The organism is Subsaximicrobium wynnwilliamsii, from assembly GCF_007997225.1.
In the GTDB taxonomy this organism is placed as follows: Bacteria; Bacteroidota; Bacteroidia; order Flavobacteriales; family Flavobacteriaceae; genus Psychroserpens; species Psychroserpens wynnwilliamsii.
This window is the reverse complement of sequence record NZ_VORM01000020.1, coordinates 69072-87556: the sequence shown is the minus strand read 5'-3', so window position 1 is coordinate 87556 and position 18485 is coordinate 69072. Positions and strand designations below refer to the sequence as shown.

Here is an 18485-nt window from a genome sequence, read left to right as displayed (position 1 = left end):
CACTTCAAGCCTTTGGAGATCTTTGTGGATTAGCTGCGCTGTTCCAGAATTGACCCGCTCCTGCAATTACAATCCCGAAGCGTAGCCGCTTCTGGGATTTTTACGTTCAATTGGCACTTCAAGCCTTTGGAGATCTTAGTGGATTAGCTGCGCTGTTCCAGAATTGACCCGCTCCTGCAATTACAATCCCGAAGCGTAGCCGCTTCTGGGATTTTTACGTTCAATTGGCACTTCAAGCCTTGGCCGATCTTTGTGGATTAGCTGCGCTGTTCCAGAATTGACCCGCTCCTGCAATTACAGTCCCGAAGCGTACACGCTTCTGGTATTTTTATGTTCAAATGGCACTTCAAGCCTTTGGAGATCTTAGTGGATTAGCTGCGCTGTTCCAGAATTGACCCGCTCCTGCAATTACAGTCCCGAAGCGTAGCCGCTTCTGGTATTTTTATGTTCAATTGGCACTTCAAGCCTTTGGCTTGGTGCCATTTGAACATAAAAATCCCGATTTGCAAAAGCAAATCGGGACTGTGAGTGATGTGGGCCATACTGGATTCGAACCAGTGACTTCCACGTTGTCGACGTGACACTCTGAACCAACTGAGTTAATGGCCCTTTTAAGGAAGGTCAAATTTAAGTGTAATTGAACAGAATATCAAAATTTGACAACAAATTTAATGCAAGTATTTCATTAACTTTAAAGCTAAGGACAATCATAGGTCTTAAAGTCTGGATTAAACCAAAGAAAAACATCACACATCATGGTAGATAAAGCATACATCTTTCGATTTTTAAGGGATTTGGGAAACAACAATTCAAAAGAATGGATGGACGACAATAGAGCAGGTTACCACACCATGAAAGAGCGCTGGCTCGAGGAAATTGACCTTATCCTGAAAAGACTCGCTCAATACGATACGCACTACGAAACTGTAAACCCTAAAAAAACCATTAGCAGAATCAATAACAACCGAAGATTTCATCCCGAAAAACCAACCTACAAGCAAAATCTAACTTGCTCGCCTGCCGGAAAAAAAGAAAAAGGGAAATCAACCTTTTTTATTTCCATAGGCCCAGATCAATCTTTTATTGGTGGCGGATTATATCATCCCTCAAAGGAACATCTGGAAAAAATTAGAGCTGCCATTGACTATAATGGGGATACGCTCAAAACCATTCTCAATGAAAAGCAATTCAAATCCTTTTATGGCGGCCTCAACACCTACGATGACAAATTGGTGACTTCGCCACAGAACTACGATAAGAATCATGCGCATATCGACCTCATCAACCATAAAAGCTTTACAGCAACAATAGATTTAACTGAAGCTCAAGTGACCAGCGCCCATTTTGTGGATTTGGTGGAAGAAGCCTTTTTAAAGTACAAACCTCTGGATGACTATCTAGTAAAGGCAATTACAATGGATAGCTAAAAAATGAAATTGCAGATCCTTGGAAAACCGCTGCTGCAAGCCTGCCTGCCGAAGGATAGGCCTAATACCGAACGCTCTGGCGATTCTTGAATTTTTTGTTTTTTCCGAAACACTTCAAGCCTTTGAAAAAATAAGGGACTACACTTAAAGCTTCTTCATAACATCCCTATCTTGGCGATGTTGCGTTGAAATAGCCCTAAAAAGGATTGACTTTTAAAAACAACTTGACGTTCGCCGGTTTTGAATTTAGGAACCATTAATCTAAAACATGAAAGAAACGATATATTACAAATTAAATCAAAGCACCTTGGGATGGACGCGGGTAACGATATTTCTTTAGGTTGATTTTTAACTATATTTAGATTCCCCTACTATAAAAAAAATCAATCGCAGTGAATTTTGTTAATGGAGATTGCTAGTCGTGAAATCTAACAACTAAGCTAAACATGAAAATTGCCGTAACTATTGCCTTAATGCTTTCATCATTTATAATCGATGCTCAATCCTATATTAGACAGGGCAAAGGTGATTATAACGAAGTGTTATATACTTGGGACGGAAAATACTTAAGACAAGGCAAAGGAAACTATAATACTGTTTTAGCCACTTATGACGGCAACTATTTTCGGCAGGGCAAAGGCGATTACAATTCGGTGTTATCGACTTGGGATGGTAAGTATTTAAGATTGGGAAAAGGAGATTATAATGATGTACTTTTCACTTGGGACGGAGAATACATTCGGCAAGGCAAAGGCGATTACAACACCGTTTTATACACTTTTGACGGTAAATATCTGCGTCAAGGGAAAGGTAAATACAACACAGTGTTGTATACCATTACAGGTGATATTCCGATTGCTGTTTTAATTTTCATTGTGAGATAATTTAAAACTCCTAGCTATGGCTATGTGAGCGGGGCTTTAGGAAAAAATCGAAGAATTCAAGATAGTACTCGCGGACTTTCTAGCTGTATTTCATTTGCTTATTCCACTGCTTAAACTACGCAACTAATTTTATACAACCACATTATGCTCAATAACTTAGTTCAGTGATGAAAACAAAAAGAATTTTATCAAGGCTCATATTCAATTTTATAAATTATTTTAATGACTTAACAATTTCAATAAATTTCTAAGTCAAACTCGAGGACTTCATCTTCAATATTTATCACTTTGATATGCGTATTCTTTAATTCAATTTGGTTAGTTATTCACCAAAAATAGATTTGACATCAATTGATTTAATTTGCTGACTTTGCTATCGTTTACAAAGCCATCGTCTATATATAATTTCCTGTTGATCTCGATCATTATGCTTTGCACATCGTCATTTACTTGATAATGTTTCAATGGAACGATAGTGCCTACATACGGGAAATTTATTTTCACTGAATATCCCTGATTGGTCAGAAACGCAACCGCCATATCAACCAACCATTTAGGTGTATGGAATTCATCAGTACCAATACAAAAATCAGGTCTTTCTCCACCCTGCTCAATATCGGACTTGAATGGTATGGCTGCGAATGACTGGCAGTCAACAATCAAAGGGAATCCATTGTCTTTAAGTTTTTGATCCACTAGATTAGCTAGCGTCTCATGATGTTTGAGATAATAATCACTATGGATCATTGCTTTGTTTCCGTTTGAGTTCTCCCTAAGCAATTCGCCACTATCTGTTTTTGTCTCGTAAAACCCACGCCCGTATTCAAACATCACTTCATTTTCATCATCAAGCCGTTCAGCATCACAGAAAATCCTACTGTAAGGGAATACCACTTTGGACAAACTACCAATAGTGAAGATTTCATCGGTGGCGAAATCTGTAAGTAGCTTGATTTCATTCTCCATTAATTCAGCACTCACAAAATCGGATTTGAATTTGTCGGGTATTTCAGTCTTTGAATGTGGGATATGGAAGATATAAGAATCTTCAATCTCATCACTAAACGAATTCATTCCCAAAAGTGTATGATATCCAATCATAATTAATTGCAGTTTTTATGTTAATCTTAATATTATTCTGTAGGGTTGGATATTACGCTCTCTTAGTTTCAAGCAGAGTTTTGTACTTTTGATAGCTTGTGTTCAGGAATCTTGCCAGCAATATAAGGCTGTTGCATTCGTGAAAACTATAGTAAATAATTTTTCCCAGTGTTTTCAACAAATGATGCAATCTGTGAAAATCCGTAATCGCGACGATCGGGAATGTTAAAATTTTTAGAAATTAAAGAAGGATGCACCAAAATACATAGCCTCCAATCTAATTTCCAGCGGATTTTACTTAATTTGAAATACATAAAAAAATGTCTATATAAATGAAAATTGAGGTAAATAAAGTAGCGCAACTCACAGGACATAATGCGCCAATATACGCATTAGATAAAGGAACAGCTGAACATCTTATTTTTTCCGGTGGTGTAGATAAAGTCATCGCACAATGGGATTTAGAAACATTTCAATCTGAAAAATTTGTAGCCCGTTTCCTTGCTCCTTTATATTCTATCTGTCATATTCACCAAAAACAATGGTTACTGGCTGGAACGTCAAATGGTATGGATCATATCTTTGATTTAGAGAAGAACGAGGACATCGCAATCCTAAATAACCATACGTCCCAGGTTTTTAATATATCGTATTCTATCGAAACGAATTGTATCTATACTTCTGGTGGAGACGGTTATTTAGCAATTTACGCACTGGATACCTTGGTCTTGATCAAGATGATTAAGTTAAGTGATGAAAAAGTGCGACATCTCGATTTTAATTATGCGACTTCTGAAATAGCTGTTGCTACAGGCGAGGGTAACATTAGTATATTTGATCTCAAAACATTCTTAGAAAAAAAGATCTTTGTTGGACATCAGCTGTCGTCAAACGTTGTGCGCTTCAGTCCTGATGGAAAACTCCTTTTAACAGGTGGACGAGATGGTCATTTGAATATCTGGCAAGTGGAATCTTATGAACTAATAAAGTCAATTCCTGCTCATGATTGGGCGGTTTATGATATTGCCTACAGCCCAGATGCCACCTTATTTGCTACGGCTAGTCGTGATAAAACTCTAAAAATATGGGATTCCAAAACCTTTCAACTATTAAATGTGGTTGACAGAGAAAACAATGATGGGCACCAATTTTCGGTAAACAAATTAATTTGGAGCGCTTATAATAATTATTTGATTTCTGCCAGTGACGATAAAACAATCATTGTATGGGAAGTCAATCAAAATGAGAGCTTATAAATCAAATCACAATTGCAGAGAGCGAGACGAAATCCAAGGTTTTCTCTGAGTGATAAGATGATTTATAGGGGTTGCCTGGATTTTCCAAAAATCAAAAAAGTCTTGATAACCAACTGGTTAACAAGACTTTTTGTGAGCCCGATAGGAACGGAACCTCCTACTCAATCATGTTAGGTAATCTTTTCTACAGATGTAAATTTCTGCTCATCCAATATAAGTTCATCATCAAAGCTATAGGCTGCTAAAATCCCGTCTTTTGCCACGCTATAGTCTAGGCAACAAATATTATCTTGGTATAGAGAAGGCTTACCTTTTAGCCAATAGTGCCCGAAGAAAACACTTTTGTCATCTTTTTTGTAATAGTCTTTATCTTTTAAATAGACTGCTTCCTCTGGAAGTTTATCATTTGTTGGCATACTGATGGTTTTGTAAGTCATTCCCGATGGATCTACCCACCATTTTATTCTCATTTCCTCACGTTCATTACCATCCTTATCTTTAAATTCTCCCCCTTCTGGTAGTTTAATTTCTTTTCCTTTCAAGGTATCTTCAATAGCCTCATACAGTTCTGTCTCTTTCTTTGCAGATTCACGTATTAAATCATCTGTTAGTCGGTTGTTTTGTAAATGTTTCTTTAAGTAGTCAATACTTTTATAGTCCCAACAGGCGTGAACTGCCCTGAATGTTTCTGTTTCGTAGAAAAGCGGGAGTGTTTTAAACCATTCCATATATTCTTCATACTCTTTTTCTCCATCTGGTACCTCTACTCTATTTCGGAATTGATAGAGCGTTTCGTAATGTTGGAGAATATTCTTTATTGAATGTTCCCGTAAGTGTCCACCTTTAGGATCTTTAAAATGAAAAGTAAGCGCATTGTATTCGTGATTTCCCATTAATGCAATGGCACTATCATTGTCCACCATTTGTTTTACAATCTCTAAAGTTTCTCTAATTTTAGGCCCTCTATCAATATAGTCACCCACAAATAAAACTGTTCTGTTAGGGTTGGGGTGGGAATAGTAATTATCTTTTTTTGAATAGCCCAACTTGGTAAGTAATTCTTCAAGTTCGTCAGCATATCCGTGTACGTCTCCAATTAAGTCAATCATTGATTTTTAGTTTGGTTTTGTTAGTTTTTATAAGCGAGGAATATAGGCATATCATTTACGAATTGCAGAGTCAAATCTCGACAAAATTTGAAAGACAATTTTAAATTTGTAGGAAAATTCAAAAAAATTCCTTATATTCGAACTATCATTAAGAATCTCTGGAAAGAGGTAGCAACCTGCCAAAACAGGCGAAGGTGCTAAAACAATGAGCCTAACCATTAGGAAAAGTATGTGTCACTCCTTTTTTAAATAGCTTATTGTTTTATAATGTTTTTATGAACTAAAAACACAAAAATCACTCGCTCAAAATTGAAAAATTTTCTGTAGGTAATGGTTATGCATTAATGGTGTATTCACTGAGCAATTAACTAAACTAAATTATAAATCAATTTAAAAACAGAAATTATGAATGAAAAATTCAAAGACCTCCCTGTAGAGGAAGACACCCAAATTATCGTAAGTGTTGAAGCTAAAATCGAAGATTATGATGTCGTTTATCAAAAGTGGCATTGGGATGGAATTACTGCAGAAAGCATTATCTTCTTCAATGACGACATCGCTGAATTAACTGAAGACCAAATTAAAAATGAAGTTGCTCTTTGTACCGCTATGGTAAAAGAGAATTCGCAAATGACCTTCAAAAAAGGCGAAAAATACACCTTTGTGAATTTTAATTTTACTACCGAGTAAAACTATTTTAGCTAAAGCATGGGGCATCGCATTGAAAGATCTAAAACCAAAACATAACCTAACCTTAATTTATTACTATGAAAACATTAACTATCGGAAAAATTTTAAATGATTACCAAGATTATCTAACTGACTATGAAATAGAAGATCTCAGAAAAGTTCAAAGATCAACGACAGACTTTTCTACGCAAGTGCGCGATTTAAAACTTGCCCTATTTCGAGAAGAATGGGATTTTATGGGAGACTCTATGGCTGATTCAAAAGATAGGTCTCGAGGGATTAATCCTATGTCTCAGACATACACAGATCGTGTTAACAAAAAGAGAGAAGCTTTTGGTGTTGGCAAAATAGGTGACCCAGGGTTTGAAAATTATTGTGATCTGTTTTGCGAAGAAGTGGTGCGGCAAACCAAAAATTACAAAGAACTTTTAGAACTTAAAAGAAGAAAAGAAAAACAAATTGTCTTTGTAGATATGGACGGGGTTTTGGTCAACTTTCAATCTGGAATCGATAGAATTTCAGAAGAAGAAAGCGTAAAGTACGCTGGTAACTTAGATGAGGTTCCAGGAATTTTCTCTTTGATGGAACCCAATGAAGGTGCTATTGAAGGCTATAAATGGCTATGCAAGAATTTTGATACCTATATCTTATCGACTGCACCTTGGGAGAATCCTTCGGCTTGGCAAGACAAATTACATTGGGTAAAGAAATACTTGCCTGAGCTAGCCTATAAAAGATTGACCCTTTCACACAACAAGAATTTGTTAAATGGGGACTTCCTTATCGATGACCGTACTGCAAATGGAGCTGGGAAGTTCGTTGGAAAACACATTCACTTCAAAGAGGAAGGGAAAGGTTTTGAGGATTGGAAAGCAGTCGTAGCCTATATGAAAAACCTCGCTTAATATTGAAACAGATCATAAATTAGTTCATTCTAAATTAAATTGATATGGCTTTAAAAATGACTCAAATTGAGAACTTATTAGTAAACAACAAAAGCAAATCAACCTTTTTCGAGCTTATCATTGCATATTCAAGGCTAAAACATAAGATTGAAGATACCGAAAACCATTCTTGGTATTTCAAAAAAGGATTAGAATCAAAGATGGAAGAAATGGCGTCATTAAATAATCATTTCGAGAAAATGAGAGAAGTTTTTCATGAGTCCACCATAGATTCTTTCACTGATAAAATCAATGAAAATAATTTATATTTAGCAGCTTCCGAAGGAAAATACAAAGGATTTAACAAACGAGTTGTCTGCTCATGGAAAATTAGTGAAAATAGATACTTCAATGAATTAATGAGTCTAAAGGGTAAAACAGAATTATTAATGCCCATTGACTATTATTCAGACAACCCAGAAGAATTTTTCAAATTAATTGACTAATGAGAACTCAACCAAAAATCTATATGGCATCAATTTTAACCAACCAAACCGTAAAAGCAAATAGAAATGACCTTTAAGCAACTTATACTAACCAATAACTGGCAAAAGATCGCACCCCTTTTTTTAGAAATTTATCCCGAGGCAGAAAAAAATATGGAGGGTTATCAAGCTGTATTTGAAAAGTTGAAAGTGATAGATCCCGAAGAAAGCGATATCTCGATTGTAATTTCCAAAGAAATAGATGACGATGAAGAATACATTGAAGCATGTGGACTTCATAAAAACCCAAAAAACGAGGATGAAAACTATTTACAAGGCATCGAGCTCACGCCTTGGTGTAAATGGTTGGGAATGGATATTAGCAAGGAAAGTTTAAATGATTTTTCTGAATTGGAAATAATTGTCCATTGCCTTTATGAAATGACCTTTGTGGGCTTTTCTGAAGAAGCCATTCAAGAAAAAATCAATAAAATTGAAAATAATAGAACAGCACGAAATCAGTGACCATAGAAGAAAATGGTAAAATCAAAGCTTCCGTGGAAGAGACTTTAAAAGAGTGGAGTAAAGGGGACAGCAAAACATGTCTATAATCTCGAATCGCTCTGGCGATTCTTGGATTTTTTATTTTTCAGGAGCACTCCATGATCCACTCCAAGCCCTTGGCTTGAAGTGCTTCTGGAAAATAAAAAACCCGATTTGCATCTGCAAATCGGGATCCTAATTGATGTGGGCAATGAGGGAACAACCAGAAAAATGGTTTTTGAGTGTTTATAGGTGCTAAGAAATGCTCTAAATTATGATACTCCCGAATCACTCACTCGATCTGAAAATTTAACGTTTTTAACATTTAAATATACTATTTTAGATCATTTAAGTACAAATTCTATTATACTCAAAATTGCATAGCTGGTCTAATAACACCAAATTATAACAATTTGTTCATGTCCATACCCTGCATTAATTTTAAATCCATTTATCGATAATTGACATAAAATTTACTAGTACAGTAGTTGTTCCAATTATGGGCTAGCACCGGGACAGTACCATCCCATTAACGGACTAGTTGTGTACCGCTACCGTCCCATATGTGGACAAGCATTGGTATCTACTATAAACATTTTTAAATAAAACAAATAATAATAAAAATAAAGGGCTGGCTGGCTATTTTAAGTTTTAAATTTATTTATTTTAAAACTCTTTTAAAATTAAAGTTTCAGATCCGATTTAAGATAATTTAGAGATTTGCCAGTGGATTTTTATAGACTTATCAGATAAGTTTACTCTGACGAATTTATCAATTACTTAAGGCACCTTAAAATACGCCAAAGCCGAATGTAAACGGATATCATAGCGATTGTAGTTATTTGAATATGTATGGTACTTTGATCCTCAATTTTTATCTAATTTGATATTGCGCACCAAAAAATAACATCACTGCTATTTTAATAGAGCTTTTAAATTCCAATTGAACTCGATTTGATGGCCACTTCAGCACCACGTCGTAGCCTATTAAAAATTTTCATCGCCAATTTTGCCTGTGTAACAGGAATACTCGGCACCATCGGGATGCCACTTTTTCCCATTATTTTGAATGCCAATGCTTTTTCGTTGGTGGGTAGTTTTAGCAATGAGGCAAAATAGATTTTAGGGTTCTTGATAAAATCCTTTCTCGCTTTGTAGGTTTCGGCAAAGTTGCGTTTGTATCCAAAAGTATTGTCAAAAGTCTTTTCAGCTTTGTCAAAAAATTTGTCTCTGTCGAAACCTCGTTTTACTTTTTTTCCGTGCATTTCAACTTCCGAAGCTTTGTGCTTACTTCCTGGGGAAAGACTGACCGAATTTGAAGCATCTTTTCTGCTCACAACAATATGGATATGGCTTTGGTTTCCATCTTTCGCCATTCCCTGCACTATCCGTTTTCCATTTTGTTGATGTGGTGCTTGGCGTTCCAGTTTAGCGATTTCGATTTTCATCTTTTTAATGTTCCCTTCAGCTCGTCCTTCTTGGATATTTCGGATTTCAGTTTTGAGTTGAAGTATTTTGGTAGCAAAAGTTTGGTTTTCCTTTATCTGAAAATCTGTTCCCTTAAAGGTTCGTTGGTGCTCAATTTTAGCGTAATATTTTATATCACCAATGGAAATCGGACGTCCGTTGATTTCCCGATTGAAGGATGTTACATAATCCCTCATCAGTTCACGAGTGTAAATTTTTAAATCTTCTCGACTGTTCTGTAATCGGTTCAATTCATACTTCGATGGACTGACCGTAATCGAATAAAATTTTGGTTCTTTCTTTTTTAATTTTGCGGTGTTTCCATCAATTTCTTTGACCACTTCTTCGGCGGGAATTTCATCGCCATATTGATTGAAAAAATGTTCCATATCTCGTTGTTCTAAACCCTCATTTTCTTTCTCTAGATAGCCTACAAAATTCGCTGAACTTTGTGAATAATTAGCACCCAATTTTTGAGGTGTGATTGTGATATACATAGCTCAAAAATTTATAGTTGATTGCTTGGATTTTGCTTTTCGCGAAAGCGTATTTCCTTTTTTTCTTCGGCATATTTCTTTTCCAAAATCAAAGGTTTTTTGACTGGTACTTCGGTTTGAAAAAGTGATTGTATCATCGCAACCGTAGGTTTGGTTTGTGTCTTTTCCACATCGCGCATTATGGCTATGACTGCATTAATTCTTTTAAGCAACTTTGCTTCGATAGTTCGCCCAGTTGGACCCAATTTTTCCTTTGGCGAAATCTCGTTGTAGAAGAAAAAATCGAGCATCGTTGCCATGGTCTCGGTATGTGATTTGAAGTGTGTTCTTGAAAATTCCTGAAAACGTTTTGCAGTTTCTTTTTTGAATCTAATTTCGATAAATGAGTCCATAATTCGTCGATTTGTCGCAAATCCTTCCCTAAAACTGGGCATTAACAAGGCGTTTGTCGCAAATTGTTAAAGGTCCTGAAATTATAAAATTTTCAAGTTACTGAATATCAGTATTTTGAAAACGAGAAGGAATGCTTAACATCGCGCAGCGTGTTACCCTCTTGCTATTCCTTTTCGTCCCGCCTTAGCGGGACAAAAATCCATACAATCCGGTTAAAAAACCGATTGCCATTTTAGGAAAATAATTTTCCGATATGTTGTTTTTCGATGTGTACGGTTATCGGCGAAAGTCGAAAAGTGGATAACCCTACTTTAATTTGTGTGCTGTTTTTCCAGCGATATAAATATAGTTTTTTTTATTGACTTGATATGAATTGCATACAAAAACACCTCTAAAGTTAGAGGTGCTTATTTGTATCGGTTTTAAAAATTATGGATTGAAAATATATTTATAAGAATACAAATTCCGCAATGCTTCTTCTTGAATCATCGTTTCAAAACACGTATAATTTTCCTTAACGTATTTGCGAATACTATCGCCAAATTGTCGTTCCACGTCCTTTTTAGAATTCTCTAAAATTCTATTTTGAGCCTCTTCGCTCAAGTCTGTAAAATTGAGATATATCATAGCTGCAGGTTTTAATATTCACTTGGTAACATCAATGTATCATCTACAAAGTATAACCGCAGTTCATCCAGTGGAAAATCAGTGACCAGATAGCCGTGTTTTTCTAAAACTGTATTATTACCATCAGAATAAATAATTTCAGCTTCATAACCTGTATATAGCTGCTTTTTTCGGACAATCTTATAAAATCAATGGAGACAAATGAGCTTCGGTTCATCAAACTTTTAGCAGTTACGGAAGTATCCGTAATCAGCCAAAAACATTTTGCCACCTCGGATAAATATTTAAGTCCGTCTGTAAATCGAGTTCGTAATAATGGGATCTGATAGAACATTTCCGTACCGTGAAAATGTCGTAATGCTTCTTTAATTTCGTTAACTTGCGTTTTCATTGTTATCTGTTTTAATAGTGAATAATAAAAAGTGGGCGTAACTTTCGAGAGGAACGCCCTCTTTCATTCTTAAGATTTACTTGTTGTCTTTACTTCCAAGTAGAAGGATTTCATCGGCTACAACTTCTGTAACGTAGCGTTGGTTTCCATCGTCTGTGGTGTAGGTTCTCGTCTTTAGTTTTCCAACTATTCCGACTTCTTTACCCTTACCAACATAGTTCTCTACAATTTCAGCGGTCTTGCCCCAAGCTACTACGGTATGCCAATTGGTGTTCGTTTGCTTTTCGCCTTTGCTGTCCTTGTAATTTTCATTGGTTGCTACCGAAAAACGGGCTACTTTCTTTCCGCTTTCAAGGTTAGTGATTGTTGGGTCTTGTCCAACGTTTCCAATTAACTGTACGTGATTTTTAATACTGCTCATAATAAAAAGTTTTGTGTCTGCTTTGATACAGACTGGTTTATATTTTCCCTATTTGATTTAAACTGAATTAAATTTTAAGGGGTGTTTGTTCTTTTCTTCTGTGCACCGCACAATGGATAGAGTGGGTTTTGTCAAGACTTTTAGGGAACAAATCAGGTGTGTTTGCGACGTAGTAAATCTGCCTTTTTTGGCAGATTTCAAGGAAGTAGATACCTTATTTTTCACTAAAACTTGTATAGTCTTGACAAGTTCCATAAGGGCATTAGCAATTCTTTTAAACGCAGTTGCGTTTGAGCGTACCGACAGTTAAGCGAAATAAGTAGCAGTGTTTAATCTAGAATTGGTTATGTCGTGCCAGTTTTTCGACGACCCGAAAAATGATAAAGGCTTTATCCATTATAAACCCCTTAAAATCCTCAAGGCAGCGGTTCGGTTTTTAGGCATTTTCGAGTAAGGGCTCAAGAAGACCGCACCGAAAATTCCGTTAAGAAAATCGAGGCGATGCCTTTCTGATAAAAAAGCGGACTTGATTCACGATTTTAGCGCAGGAATGAAGTGTTCCTGCCCAGTCCCGATAGCTATCGGGACGGGAAGGTTTAACGCAATGGAAAGCTAAAATTGGGGATTGTGTCCAAGATATTTGTAGTGAAGCTCTTTTTATGGAATTTTATGATAGTCTGCTATTTCAGCTGGCAATCGTGAAATGTAGTGAAATGTGCTGAGTGGATTAATAAAACGAATTACTCTAGTTTGGTAGCATGTTAAGCGGACTTGACTTTAAAGGTGTAGATTGTAATTAAGCGATTCTACCACTTTTCTGGCAGGTTCAGCGCAATGGAAATCGGAAGTTTTGAAGTTGTGTCCAAGACCTTATATAATGAAGCGCTTTTCCCGAAATGAAGATTTTCCGCGGAATGCAGGGGAATGGGCTGAGTGGATATGACTCTAAAAGATGTTATTATATATTAGAATCTCACATCAAAAAAACGTGTTTTTGATGTGATATAACTGGTTGGCATTAATTTAATTATTTAGGCATCATATTTCTACTTGCAAAATCCTTTTCCATTATTTTTATGACACTATTTACTATTCTTTTTGAGACATATCCCTTAACAACCTTTAATGCATTTCTCAAGAGCCACTTTTTTTCGAACCTTTTATTAATTTCATAAGTTAGAATTTTATTTACTCTATTTTTTAAATTGGGTTTAATGCTGTCAAAATATCCTGGTTTGAGTTTAGGGAATTCATCAATGGTATAGTGATAAGGATTAGTATGACCACCCTTCTTATCACTTATAAAGTTTAAATCTGGTATTATTGGAAAGTAAATAGTTTCACTTTCTTCAGCGTTTTTTATTTTTCTCCTAAATGTATCAACAGCTTCTTGGTTTAAGCCTGAGAAAAGTGGATGAAGTTTTTCTTCATTATATTCAAGCATAAAGAAACCTCTTAAAAAGTTTCTAGCGTTATTTCTGCCTAAAAAGAAATCATGTTTTCTAAATTCTATATCTAAAAAACCACCAAACCCCCCTAAGGCTCCACACGCTATAGGTGGATGATTTTTTAGGACTCCGTTTTGCTCCCATTTTACTGGAAATATTAAAAGTCTGAAATAATCTTTATAAAAAGAACCGCTATGCTTAACTCTTACTTGCTCTCTAAATGTAAAGTAAGCTTCAGGTATAACACTCCAAAAGCTTTTCTGAAATACTAAATCTTTTAGTGGGTTTTTTTTAGGTTTAAACTCATCTTGATCATAAAAATTAGGAAAAGGGTCTATCATAATAGTACCAAACATTGGAAATTTGCGATCATGATTTGGGCTAACCTCTTCTAATACTTGTACGACTTCAGAGTATGGCTCGTTGTTAATCGTTCCTCCATCTATATCCGTAAAATCAAAGTATTCATCATCAAGTTTAATATTTATTGCAGACTTATCCTCATCTTTAATCTCAAGATTTCTTAAAATACAATTCTTTATATATTCAGTTGAAAGTTTTCCTTCAAAGTGTCTAGGAGCTAAACCAATTGGAAATGCTCCTGTAGCTTTCGTACAAAGCTTGAGGAGTTCTTCGGAGTCTTTATCATAAGGGTCAAATTTCAAATAAACATCCTTATCCAATTTTTCGTCATACTTAATTTTAAAATGAGCAATAATCATGTGCTCATTCATTCTATGACCAGGAGAGTAAGGGAAATTAGCAGAAGTTATTCTTTCAAAATTCAACTCGAAAGGAATACCTCTTAGACTACAAAGTGTGACTAAAACCCTCAAATCTTCAGATATATAATTAGGTCGTTCTCTTTTTTTCTCCAATGACACTAACTCATTGAACACTTTATCTGCTATCCTATCTATAGATTTTGAATTAAGTAGAGACGGGATACCGTCAGGATTAACCTCAAAATCGTCTGTATAGAGCATTTTTTGAAAGGTAGTTACATTATTTTTTAAACTAACGTCAATATCATCATCAAGCAAGACCCAACTATCATATAAAATATTTCCTGTCTTGTCATTTGTTGGCTTTTTTACTGGAGGCATTTTAGAGTATGTTGAAAGCGCTGTTATCATACCAACCATTCCCCCAGCTGATGCTCCTCCTAAAACATCAATACATACATTATGTAAAGGAATTTTCTTTTCATAATTGGTTAATGTTTCATTTTTAAAAATCTTGTTTGTAATTATTAGTTTTTGTTCCTCCCAAAGTTCTAGTGCTTCAATAAGATAATCTATAAAACCTGCTGTATATGCTCCAGCAGATACTGCTCCAGCCATAGTTATTCCTAAATGAAATGTGTTTTCCTTTCCCATGATGTTTATTAATTAGGTCAACTTTAGTTTTTTCATTAAATCATATAGATGTTCCGCTTTAAGCTTATTTATCTCCTCATGACAAATTTTAGACTCGTAAGTTGAATCCCATATTGTTTGGAACTTATGTAAATTGGCAATGGCACTAATTGACCTCACAGTTTCGCCTCTAGACCTGCAAGTGCATATAATTAAATCACAGTTATATTCTAATATCAAAGTCTCTAGTCTAGTTTTAAGATTCGTTCCAGGATCGCCTTGACTCTCAATGCCCACTATTTTTTCATCAATTTTTAATACAATACTAAAATCGGTTTCTTTTAAAATGTTAAATGGAATTGGATAAATAGGTTTGAAATCAGAATGAACCTCAACTAGAAGATTTGCTAATTTCCTAGCTATTTCTGTTTTTCCTTTATTTCCAGAATTCTTTATTGCAATTATTGTTTTCATTATTTTTAGATTTAGATTCAAAAAGAAGAACCCAAATAAATTTGGGTTCTCTTTTACAAAACTTATTTAAATCTTTTAAGTCGAAATCACTAATATTAGAAAATTATACGTCCAAAAAACTTTGGGCTTCCTTTTTATCATCCCTCGTCGGTGTGGTTTTATCATCTAAAATCCCAACTTTCGCATAGAAACCCATAATGATTTCTGGACTAAACTTTGCTCCCGCGCTAGCTAATGCTTCAGACAATGAATTTCTAGTCATCACATTTCTGGCAGCAAAAATAACAGATTGCGAATCCTTGAAAATATCTCTACCTAATTCATCAGACATGAACACTTGAAATGGCTGAGGTTTTAATTTATCTTCGTTCTTTGACATGTAATCTTTTACTTTATCTGCAGCTTCCAATATTTTGTTGTAATTAGCAAAGTTAAATTCACCTGGGCCTGGAAGTATTTTTAAAATTGATGGGGAACTTATTCCAATACCCCGAATTTCATACTCTACTTTGGCCAAACCTAATTCAGCCGCTGCGGCAATAGCTCCGAAATTGAAACTAGCATTTGATTCAATATCGGTAACTTTTAGAACAACTCTTAAACCAGCTCCCCATCTCGTTCCATATATTTTCCCACCAATAGGATTTGTGGTGATTTTCTCGGTAAAAAGCATGGCTTCATAACTTAAACAAAATGACTTATAGGAAACGTTTGCAGAACCAAAAGAAATGCCAAGATCTGCTGCGGTTTGAACATTCAGGGAGCTTTGGGTAACGCTGAATAGGGAAAAAGGATTTTCATCATCTTCCAAATAAAGGGGCTTTAATTCATCTGCATTGTCCATTAATGAAAGTGAATAAAAACTTCCATCCTCTTTTAAGAGTGGGTTTATAGGAAACCATTTTAAATTTGCCATAGTTGTTGATTTTTTATTAAGGTTAAAGTCGGAAATTAGTAAAAGTAGATTCTCTGAAAATTTCAACTTTAGTCCTCAAGATAGCTCTTACATGATAGTCAATTATTTTTTGTCGTCCTTCCCTAGACATTAAAACTTCTTGAAATTCCTCAAGATTATCCATAAAGAAATTTTCTGTGAGAATCGCGGGCATATTAGTTTTGGTAAGAACGTAAAAACGACTTTCTTTGTCTAAATCACCATCCGAATAATCTGTTCGCAATCTCCTTGTTGGAAATTCCCTCAAGAATTCCCCGCCAAAAATAGTAGCAATTTTGTCACTTTTAGTGTCCCCGGGAGATGTAAATATTTCACTTCCGTTACCACCTCCAGCATTGGAGTGAACGCTTAAATAAAAGCTGTTTTTCAAGGTATATTTATTTGCCCTTTTTACCCTTGTTTCTAGGCGTACATCCCAATATTCCGGCGCTATGTTTACATATGGAATTTGGTAGTAAGTTAGTTGCTCAATAATACCATTTACAATAGCTCTATTAAATTCACCTTCATAAATAATTCCTTTCTCTCCCCAGTCCTTGCGCTTACCATCAGTTTGATATTTTCCGTTAATTAAGGCTCCATGTCCGTTATCTAATAATACAATCATCAATCTTTGAATTAGCAGGAGATGAAATTACGAAAAAAGCTTTCCATTTAAATAATGAAAAGCCTTTCAATTGATAAGGAGTTGTATTGCTTATTCTACTGGAAAATCAGATACAATTGTGCTAGAAATGTTAAAAATTGAATCAGCGACTTTAAATTTGCAATACATTTAAATATAATTGACTGGACTTTTTCACCTAACATCATTTCATAAATTCATTCTTCCTTGAACATAAGTAATATCGCCTATCATGATATCCAAATCCTTCAATTTATCTACACTTTCAAAAAGATGCTTTTTATTAAGCGATTACAACTACTCGATATGCATCCGCTGATGGAGCAGCATCAAAAGTTAAGCTAATAGTATTAGAATCTACGATAGTTTTTGTGCACTCTACAACTGTTTTTGTGTTTGAATCCCTTACTCGAATAATTACATCTTCAGACCCAAGATTATGTAGTACATTGATTGTTGTTAATGCCCCATCACCAATAGGTGATGAAAACTTTGAGGCACTATTTGTTTGAACCCACTCCTTTGTGGGTAATACCTTGCCGTCTGCAGTATCAATCTGCTCAACTGTTATGTCACTTTCTAATAACCCTTTAAAATAAGAAGGTAAATTAACTACAGAATTAATGGCTTTCATATTTAGATTCGGCAATTTTATTCCGCTATCCAATCTTAAATATTCGCCAGCCTCAACCGTTGTTCCACTAGATTGATTTAAGTCAATTAAAACTCCCGTCCAGTTTGATATATTTCCCGTCTTGTGAGTTAATGAAAAAATACCACCCCACATTCTAGAAGATACGACATTGGCATTATCATGAATTATTTGGCTCCTAAAACCTATAGTGTTAGCTATTGTTCCTGTACCGCCAAAATCCTCTACTCTGACATAGTTCTCTGAACCACTAAGTAAATTTATAGACCCTGACCCAGTATTTCTATAAGATACATCGTTATAAGTGCCCATCAACTCACCTGGAGTTCCCGAGTTCATTGTTCTGACTCTGTTATAAATTCCCCGAACTTGGCTAATGTCCTCAGGGGCATCATGAGTTATCAGGTTACTAAAACCATAAAAAAACTGGCTGATAGCCGATTTTGTTTTAATTATTGCATTATAAATTGAAAATGAATTTCCGCTCTTTTCATCGGTATAATTTATATTTAAATTACCTTCAAATGGGTTTTCAGGGGTGTCGCCATCTGTAATGGTTAAATTACCACCTACCATTTGTATATCGTTAGTTGTTGAATTACCCGCGTCTGTTGTTTTTTGTAAATCTTGCCCGTCAATTTTTTCGGCTGGAATTTGGTCATCCTTGTGAACAAAAGAATCCCAAGTGTCTTGGTATTGCTCCTCTGTTGGCTTATCTCCAATTTCAAAATAGGTCTTAATTGTTTCTCTACTCTTTTCCATGTTATTTTGTTTTATTGATTTTTTTCAGTTTTAGAA

The 18485-nt window shown here is 35.3% G+C and carries 20 protein-coding genes, 1 tRNA gene and 1 riboswitch; of the genes, 7 read left to right on the top strand and 14 right to left on the bottom strand.

All coding sequences use genetic code 11. The features are described from left to right. Positions 1-534 precede the first annotated feature (534 nt). A tRNA-Val gene (locus tag ESY88_RS15480) sits at positions 535-609 on the bottom strand. 146 nt (positions 610-755) lie between these two features. Between ESY88_RS15480 and ESY88_RS15475 the strand changes: the two genes are divergently transcribed. Both ESY88_RS15475 and ESY88_RS15470 read left to right on the top strand, forming a co-directional pair. After that, positions 756-1427 carry a DUF2461 domain-containing protein gene (locus ESY88_RS15475; protein WP_147087575.1) on the top strand — a complete coding sequence of 224 codons (672 nt, stop codon included), beginning with the start codon at positions 756-758 and terminating at the stop codon, positions 1425-1427. 446 nt (positions 1428-1873) lie between these two features. Continuing rightward, entirely contained in the window at positions 1874-2311 is a 438-nt protein-coding gene (locus ESY88_RS15470; RefSeq protein ID WP_147087574.1) for a hypothetical protein, read from the top strand. Between the two features lie 318 nt (positions 2312-2629). Here ESY88_RS15470 and ESY88_RS15465 read toward each other — a convergent pair whose 3' ends face one another. Beyond that, the gene (locus ESY88_RS15465) at positions 2630-3412 is read right to left on the bottom strand and encodes an N-formylglutamate amidohydrolase (protein WP_147087573.1); all 783 of its coding nucleotides are present in this window, start codon (positions 3410-3412) and stop codon (positions 2630-2632) included. A gap of 332 nt (positions 3413-3744) precedes the next feature. Here ESY88_RS15465 and ESY88_RS15460 point away from each other — a divergent pair, with 332 nt between their 5' ends. Further along, complete coding sequence (locus ESY88_RS15460; RefSeq protein ID WP_147087572.1) at positions 3745-4668, top strand: WD40 repeat domain-containing protein; 924 nt, start codon at positions 3745-3747, stop codon at positions 4666-4668. Positions 4669-4838: 170 nt separating this feature from the next. On the opposite strand, the gene ESY88_RS15455 is transcribed toward ESY88_RS15460, so the two are convergent. Then, positions 4839-5777 carry a metallophosphoesterase gene (locus ESY88_RS15455; protein WP_147087571.1) on the bottom strand — a complete coding sequence of 313 codons (939 nt, stop codon included), beginning with the start codon at positions 5775-5777 and terminating at the stop codon, positions 4839-4841. A 140-nt stretch (positions 5778-5917) separates the two neighbouring features. Beyond that, positions 5918-6016: riboswitch (SAM-I-IV-variant riboswitch) on the top strand. Positions 6017-6182: 166 nt separating this feature from the next. Here ESY88_RS15455 and ESY88_RS15450 point away from each other — a divergent pair. The 4 genes from ESY88_RS15450 to ESY88_RS15435 all read left to right on the top strand — a co-directional run bounded on the left by ESY88_RS15450 (position 6183) and on the right by ESY88_RS15435 (position 8361). After that, entirely contained in the window at positions 6183-6467 is a 285-nt protein-coding gene (locus tag ESY88_RS15450) for a hypothetical protein (RefSeq protein ID WP_147087570.1), read from the top strand. Positions 6468-6544: 77 nt separating this feature from the next. Beyond that, positions 6545-7372: a 5' nucleotidase, NT5C type gene (locus ESY88_RS21490; protein WP_223270848.1), complete on the top strand. Its 828-nt coding sequence runs from the start codon at positions 6545-6547 to the stop codon at positions 7370-7372. 44 nt (positions 7373-7416) lie between these two features. Next, positions 7417-7857 carry a hypothetical protein gene (locus ESY88_RS15440; RefSeq protein ID WP_147087569.1) on the top strand — a complete coding sequence of 147 codons (441 nt, stop codon included), beginning with the start codon at positions 7417-7419 and terminating at the stop codon, positions 7855-7857. 66 nt (positions 7858-7923) lie between these two features. Then, positions 7924-8361: a DUF6557 family protein gene (locus ESY88_RS15435; RefSeq protein ID WP_147087568.1), complete on the top strand. Its 438-nt coding sequence runs from the start codon at positions 7924-7926 to the stop codon at positions 8359-8361. Between the two features lie 950 nt (positions 8362-9311). On the opposite strand, the gene mobB is transcribed toward ESY88_RS15435, so the two are convergent. The 11 genes from mobB to ESY88_RS15385 all read right to left on the bottom strand — a co-directional run bounded on the left by mobB (position 9312) and on the right by ESY88_RS15385 (position 18449). After that, positions 9312-10343 (bottom strand): MobB family relaxase, encoded by a 1032-nt coding sequence (gene mobB / locus ESY88_RS15430; protein ID WP_147087567.1) that lies wholly within the window; start codon positions 10341-10343, stop codon positions 9312-9314. Between the two features lie 11 nt (positions 10344-10354). Then, the gene (locus tag ESY88_RS15425) at positions 10355-10735 is read right to left on the bottom strand and encodes a BfmA/BtgA family mobilization protein (protein ID WP_147087566.1); all 381 of its coding nucleotides are present in this window, start codon (positions 10733-10735) and stop codon (positions 10355-10357) included. A 430-nt stretch (positions 10736-11165) separates the two neighbouring features. Then, positions 11166-11363 (bottom strand): hypothetical protein, encoded by a 198-nt coding sequence (locus tag ESY88_RS15420; RefSeq protein ID WP_147087565.1) that lies wholly within the window; start codon positions 11361-11363, stop codon positions 11166-11168. An 11-nt stretch (positions 11364-11374) separates the two neighbouring features. Next, entirely contained in the window at positions 11375-11497 is a 123-nt protein-coding gene (locus ESY88_RS21915) for a DUF6876 family protein (RefSeq protein WP_394343968.1), read from the bottom strand. Then, the gene (locus tag ESY88_RS21910; protein WP_394343967.1) at positions 11467-11697 is read right to left on the bottom strand and encodes a DUF6876 family protein; all 231 of its coding nucleotides are present in this window, start codon (positions 11695-11697) and stop codon (positions 11467-11469) included. The genes ESY88_RS21915 and ESY88_RS21910 overlap by 31 nt, the downstream gene beginning before the upstream one ends. Positions 11698-11830: 133 nt before the next feature. After that, entirely contained in the window at positions 11831-12175 is a 345-nt protein-coding gene (locus tag ESY88_RS15410) for a single-stranded DNA-binding protein (protein ID WP_147087564.1), read from the bottom strand. 1027 nt (positions 12176-13202) lie between these two features. After that, positions 13203-15002, bottom strand: a complete 1800-nt coding sequence (locus tag ESY88_RS15405; RefSeq protein ID WP_147087563.1) for a hypothetical protein — start codon at positions 15000-15002, stop codon at positions 13203-13205. A gap of 12 nt (positions 15003-15014) precedes the next feature. After that, the gene (locus tag ESY88_RS15400; protein ID WP_147087562.1) at positions 15015-15455 is read right to left on the bottom strand and encodes a hypothetical protein; all 441 of its coding nucleotides are present in this window, start codon (positions 15453-15455) and stop codon (positions 15015-15017) included. A 103-nt stretch (positions 15456-15558) separates the two neighbouring features. Beyond that, positions 15559-16371 carry a hypothetical protein gene (locus ESY88_RS15395; RefSeq protein ID WP_147087561.1) on the bottom strand — a complete coding sequence of 271 codons (813 nt, stop codon included), beginning with the start codon at positions 16369-16371 and terminating at the stop codon, positions 15559-15561. Positions 16372-16393: 22 nt separating this feature from the next. Next, complete coding sequence (locus ESY88_RS15390) at positions 16394-17017, bottom strand: N-acetylmuramoyl-L-alanine amidase (protein WP_147087560.1); 624 nt, start codon at positions 17015-17017, stop codon at positions 16394-16396. Between the two features lie 301 nt (positions 17018-17318). Continuing rightward, positions 17319-18449 carry a hypothetical protein gene (locus ESY88_RS15385; RefSeq protein ID WP_147087559.1) on the bottom strand — a complete coding sequence of 377 codons (1131 nt, stop codon included), beginning with the start codon at positions 18447-18449 and terminating at the stop codon, positions 17319-17321. Positions 18450-18485 lie beyond the last annotated feature (36 nt).

Excerpts from the sequence above, each read along its gene's own strand:
- ESY88_RS15475 (WP_147087575.1), top strand. The coding sequence starts at position 756 with ATGGTAGATAAAGCATACATCTTTCGATTTTTAAGGGATTTGGGAAAC.
- ESY88_RS15470 (WP_147087574.1), top strand. The coding sequence starts at position 1,874 with ATGAAAATTGCCGTAACTATTGCCTTAATGCTTTCATCATTTATAATC.
- ESY88_RS15465 (WP_147087573.1), bottom strand. The coding sequence starts at position 3,412 with ATGATTGGATATCATACACTTTTGGGAATGAATTCGTTTAGTGATGAG.
- ESY88_RS15460 (WP_147087572.1), top strand. The coding sequence starts at position 3,745 with ATGAAAATTGAGGTAAATAAAGTAGCGCAACTCACAGGACATAATGCG.
- ESY88_RS15455 (WP_147087571.1), bottom strand. The coding sequence starts at position 5,777 with ATGATTGACTTAATTGGAGACGTACACGGATATGCTGACGAACTTGAA.
- ESY88_RS15450 (WP_147087570.1), top strand. The coding sequence starts at position 6,183 with ATGAATGAAAAATTCAAAGACCTCCCTGTAGAGGAAGACACCCAAATT.
- ESY88_RS21490 (WP_223270848.1), top strand. The coding sequence starts at position 6,545 with ATGAAAACATTAACTATCGGAAAAATTTTAAATGATTACCAAGATTAT.
- ESY88_RS15440 (WP_147087569.1), top strand. The coding sequence starts at position 7,417 with ATGGCTTTAAAAATGACTCAAATTGAGAACTTATTAGTAAACAACAAA.
- ESY88_RS15435 (WP_147087568.1), top strand. The coding sequence starts at position 7,924 with ATGACCTTTAAGCAACTTATACTAACCAATAACTGGCAAAAGATCGCA.
- mobB (WP_147087567.1), bottom strand. The coding sequence starts at position 10,343 with ATGTATATCACAATCACACCTCAAAAATTGGGTGCTAATTATTCACAA.
- ESY88_RS15425 (WP_147087566.1), bottom strand. The coding sequence starts at position 10,735 with ATGGACTCATTTATCGAAATTAGATTCAAAAAAGAAACTGCAAAACGT.
- ESY88_RS15420 (WP_147087565.1), bottom strand. The coding sequence starts at position 11,363 with ATGATATATCTCAATTTTACAGACTTGAGCGAAGAGGCTCAAAATAGA.
- ESY88_RS21910 (WP_394343967.1), bottom strand. The coding sequence starts at position 11,697 with ATGTTCTATCAGATCCCATTATTACGAACTCGATTTACAGACGGACTT.
- ESY88_RS15410 (WP_147087564.1), bottom strand. The coding sequence starts at position 12,175 with ATGAGCAGTATTAAAAATCACGTACAGTTAATTGGAAACGTTGGACAA.
- ESY88_RS15405 (WP_147087563.1), bottom strand. The coding sequence starts at position 15,002 with ATGGGAAAGGAAAACACATTTCATTTAGGAATAACTATGGCTGGAGCA.
- ESY88_RS15400 (WP_147087562.1), bottom strand. The coding sequence starts at position 15,455 with ATGAAAACAATAATTGCAATAAAGAATTCTGGAAATAAAGGAAAAACA.
- ESY88_RS15395 (WP_147087561.1), bottom strand. The coding sequence starts at position 16,371 with ATGGCAAATTTAAAATGGTTTCCTATAAACCCACTCTTAAAAGAGGAT.
- ESY88_RS15390 (WP_147087560.1), bottom strand. The coding sequence starts at position 17,017 with ATGATTGTATTATTAGATAACGGACATGGAGCCTTAATTAACGGAAAA.
- ESY88_RS15385 (WP_147087559.1), bottom strand. The coding sequence starts at position 18,449 with ATGGAAAAGAGTAGAGAAACAATTAAGACCTATTTTGAAATTGGAGAT.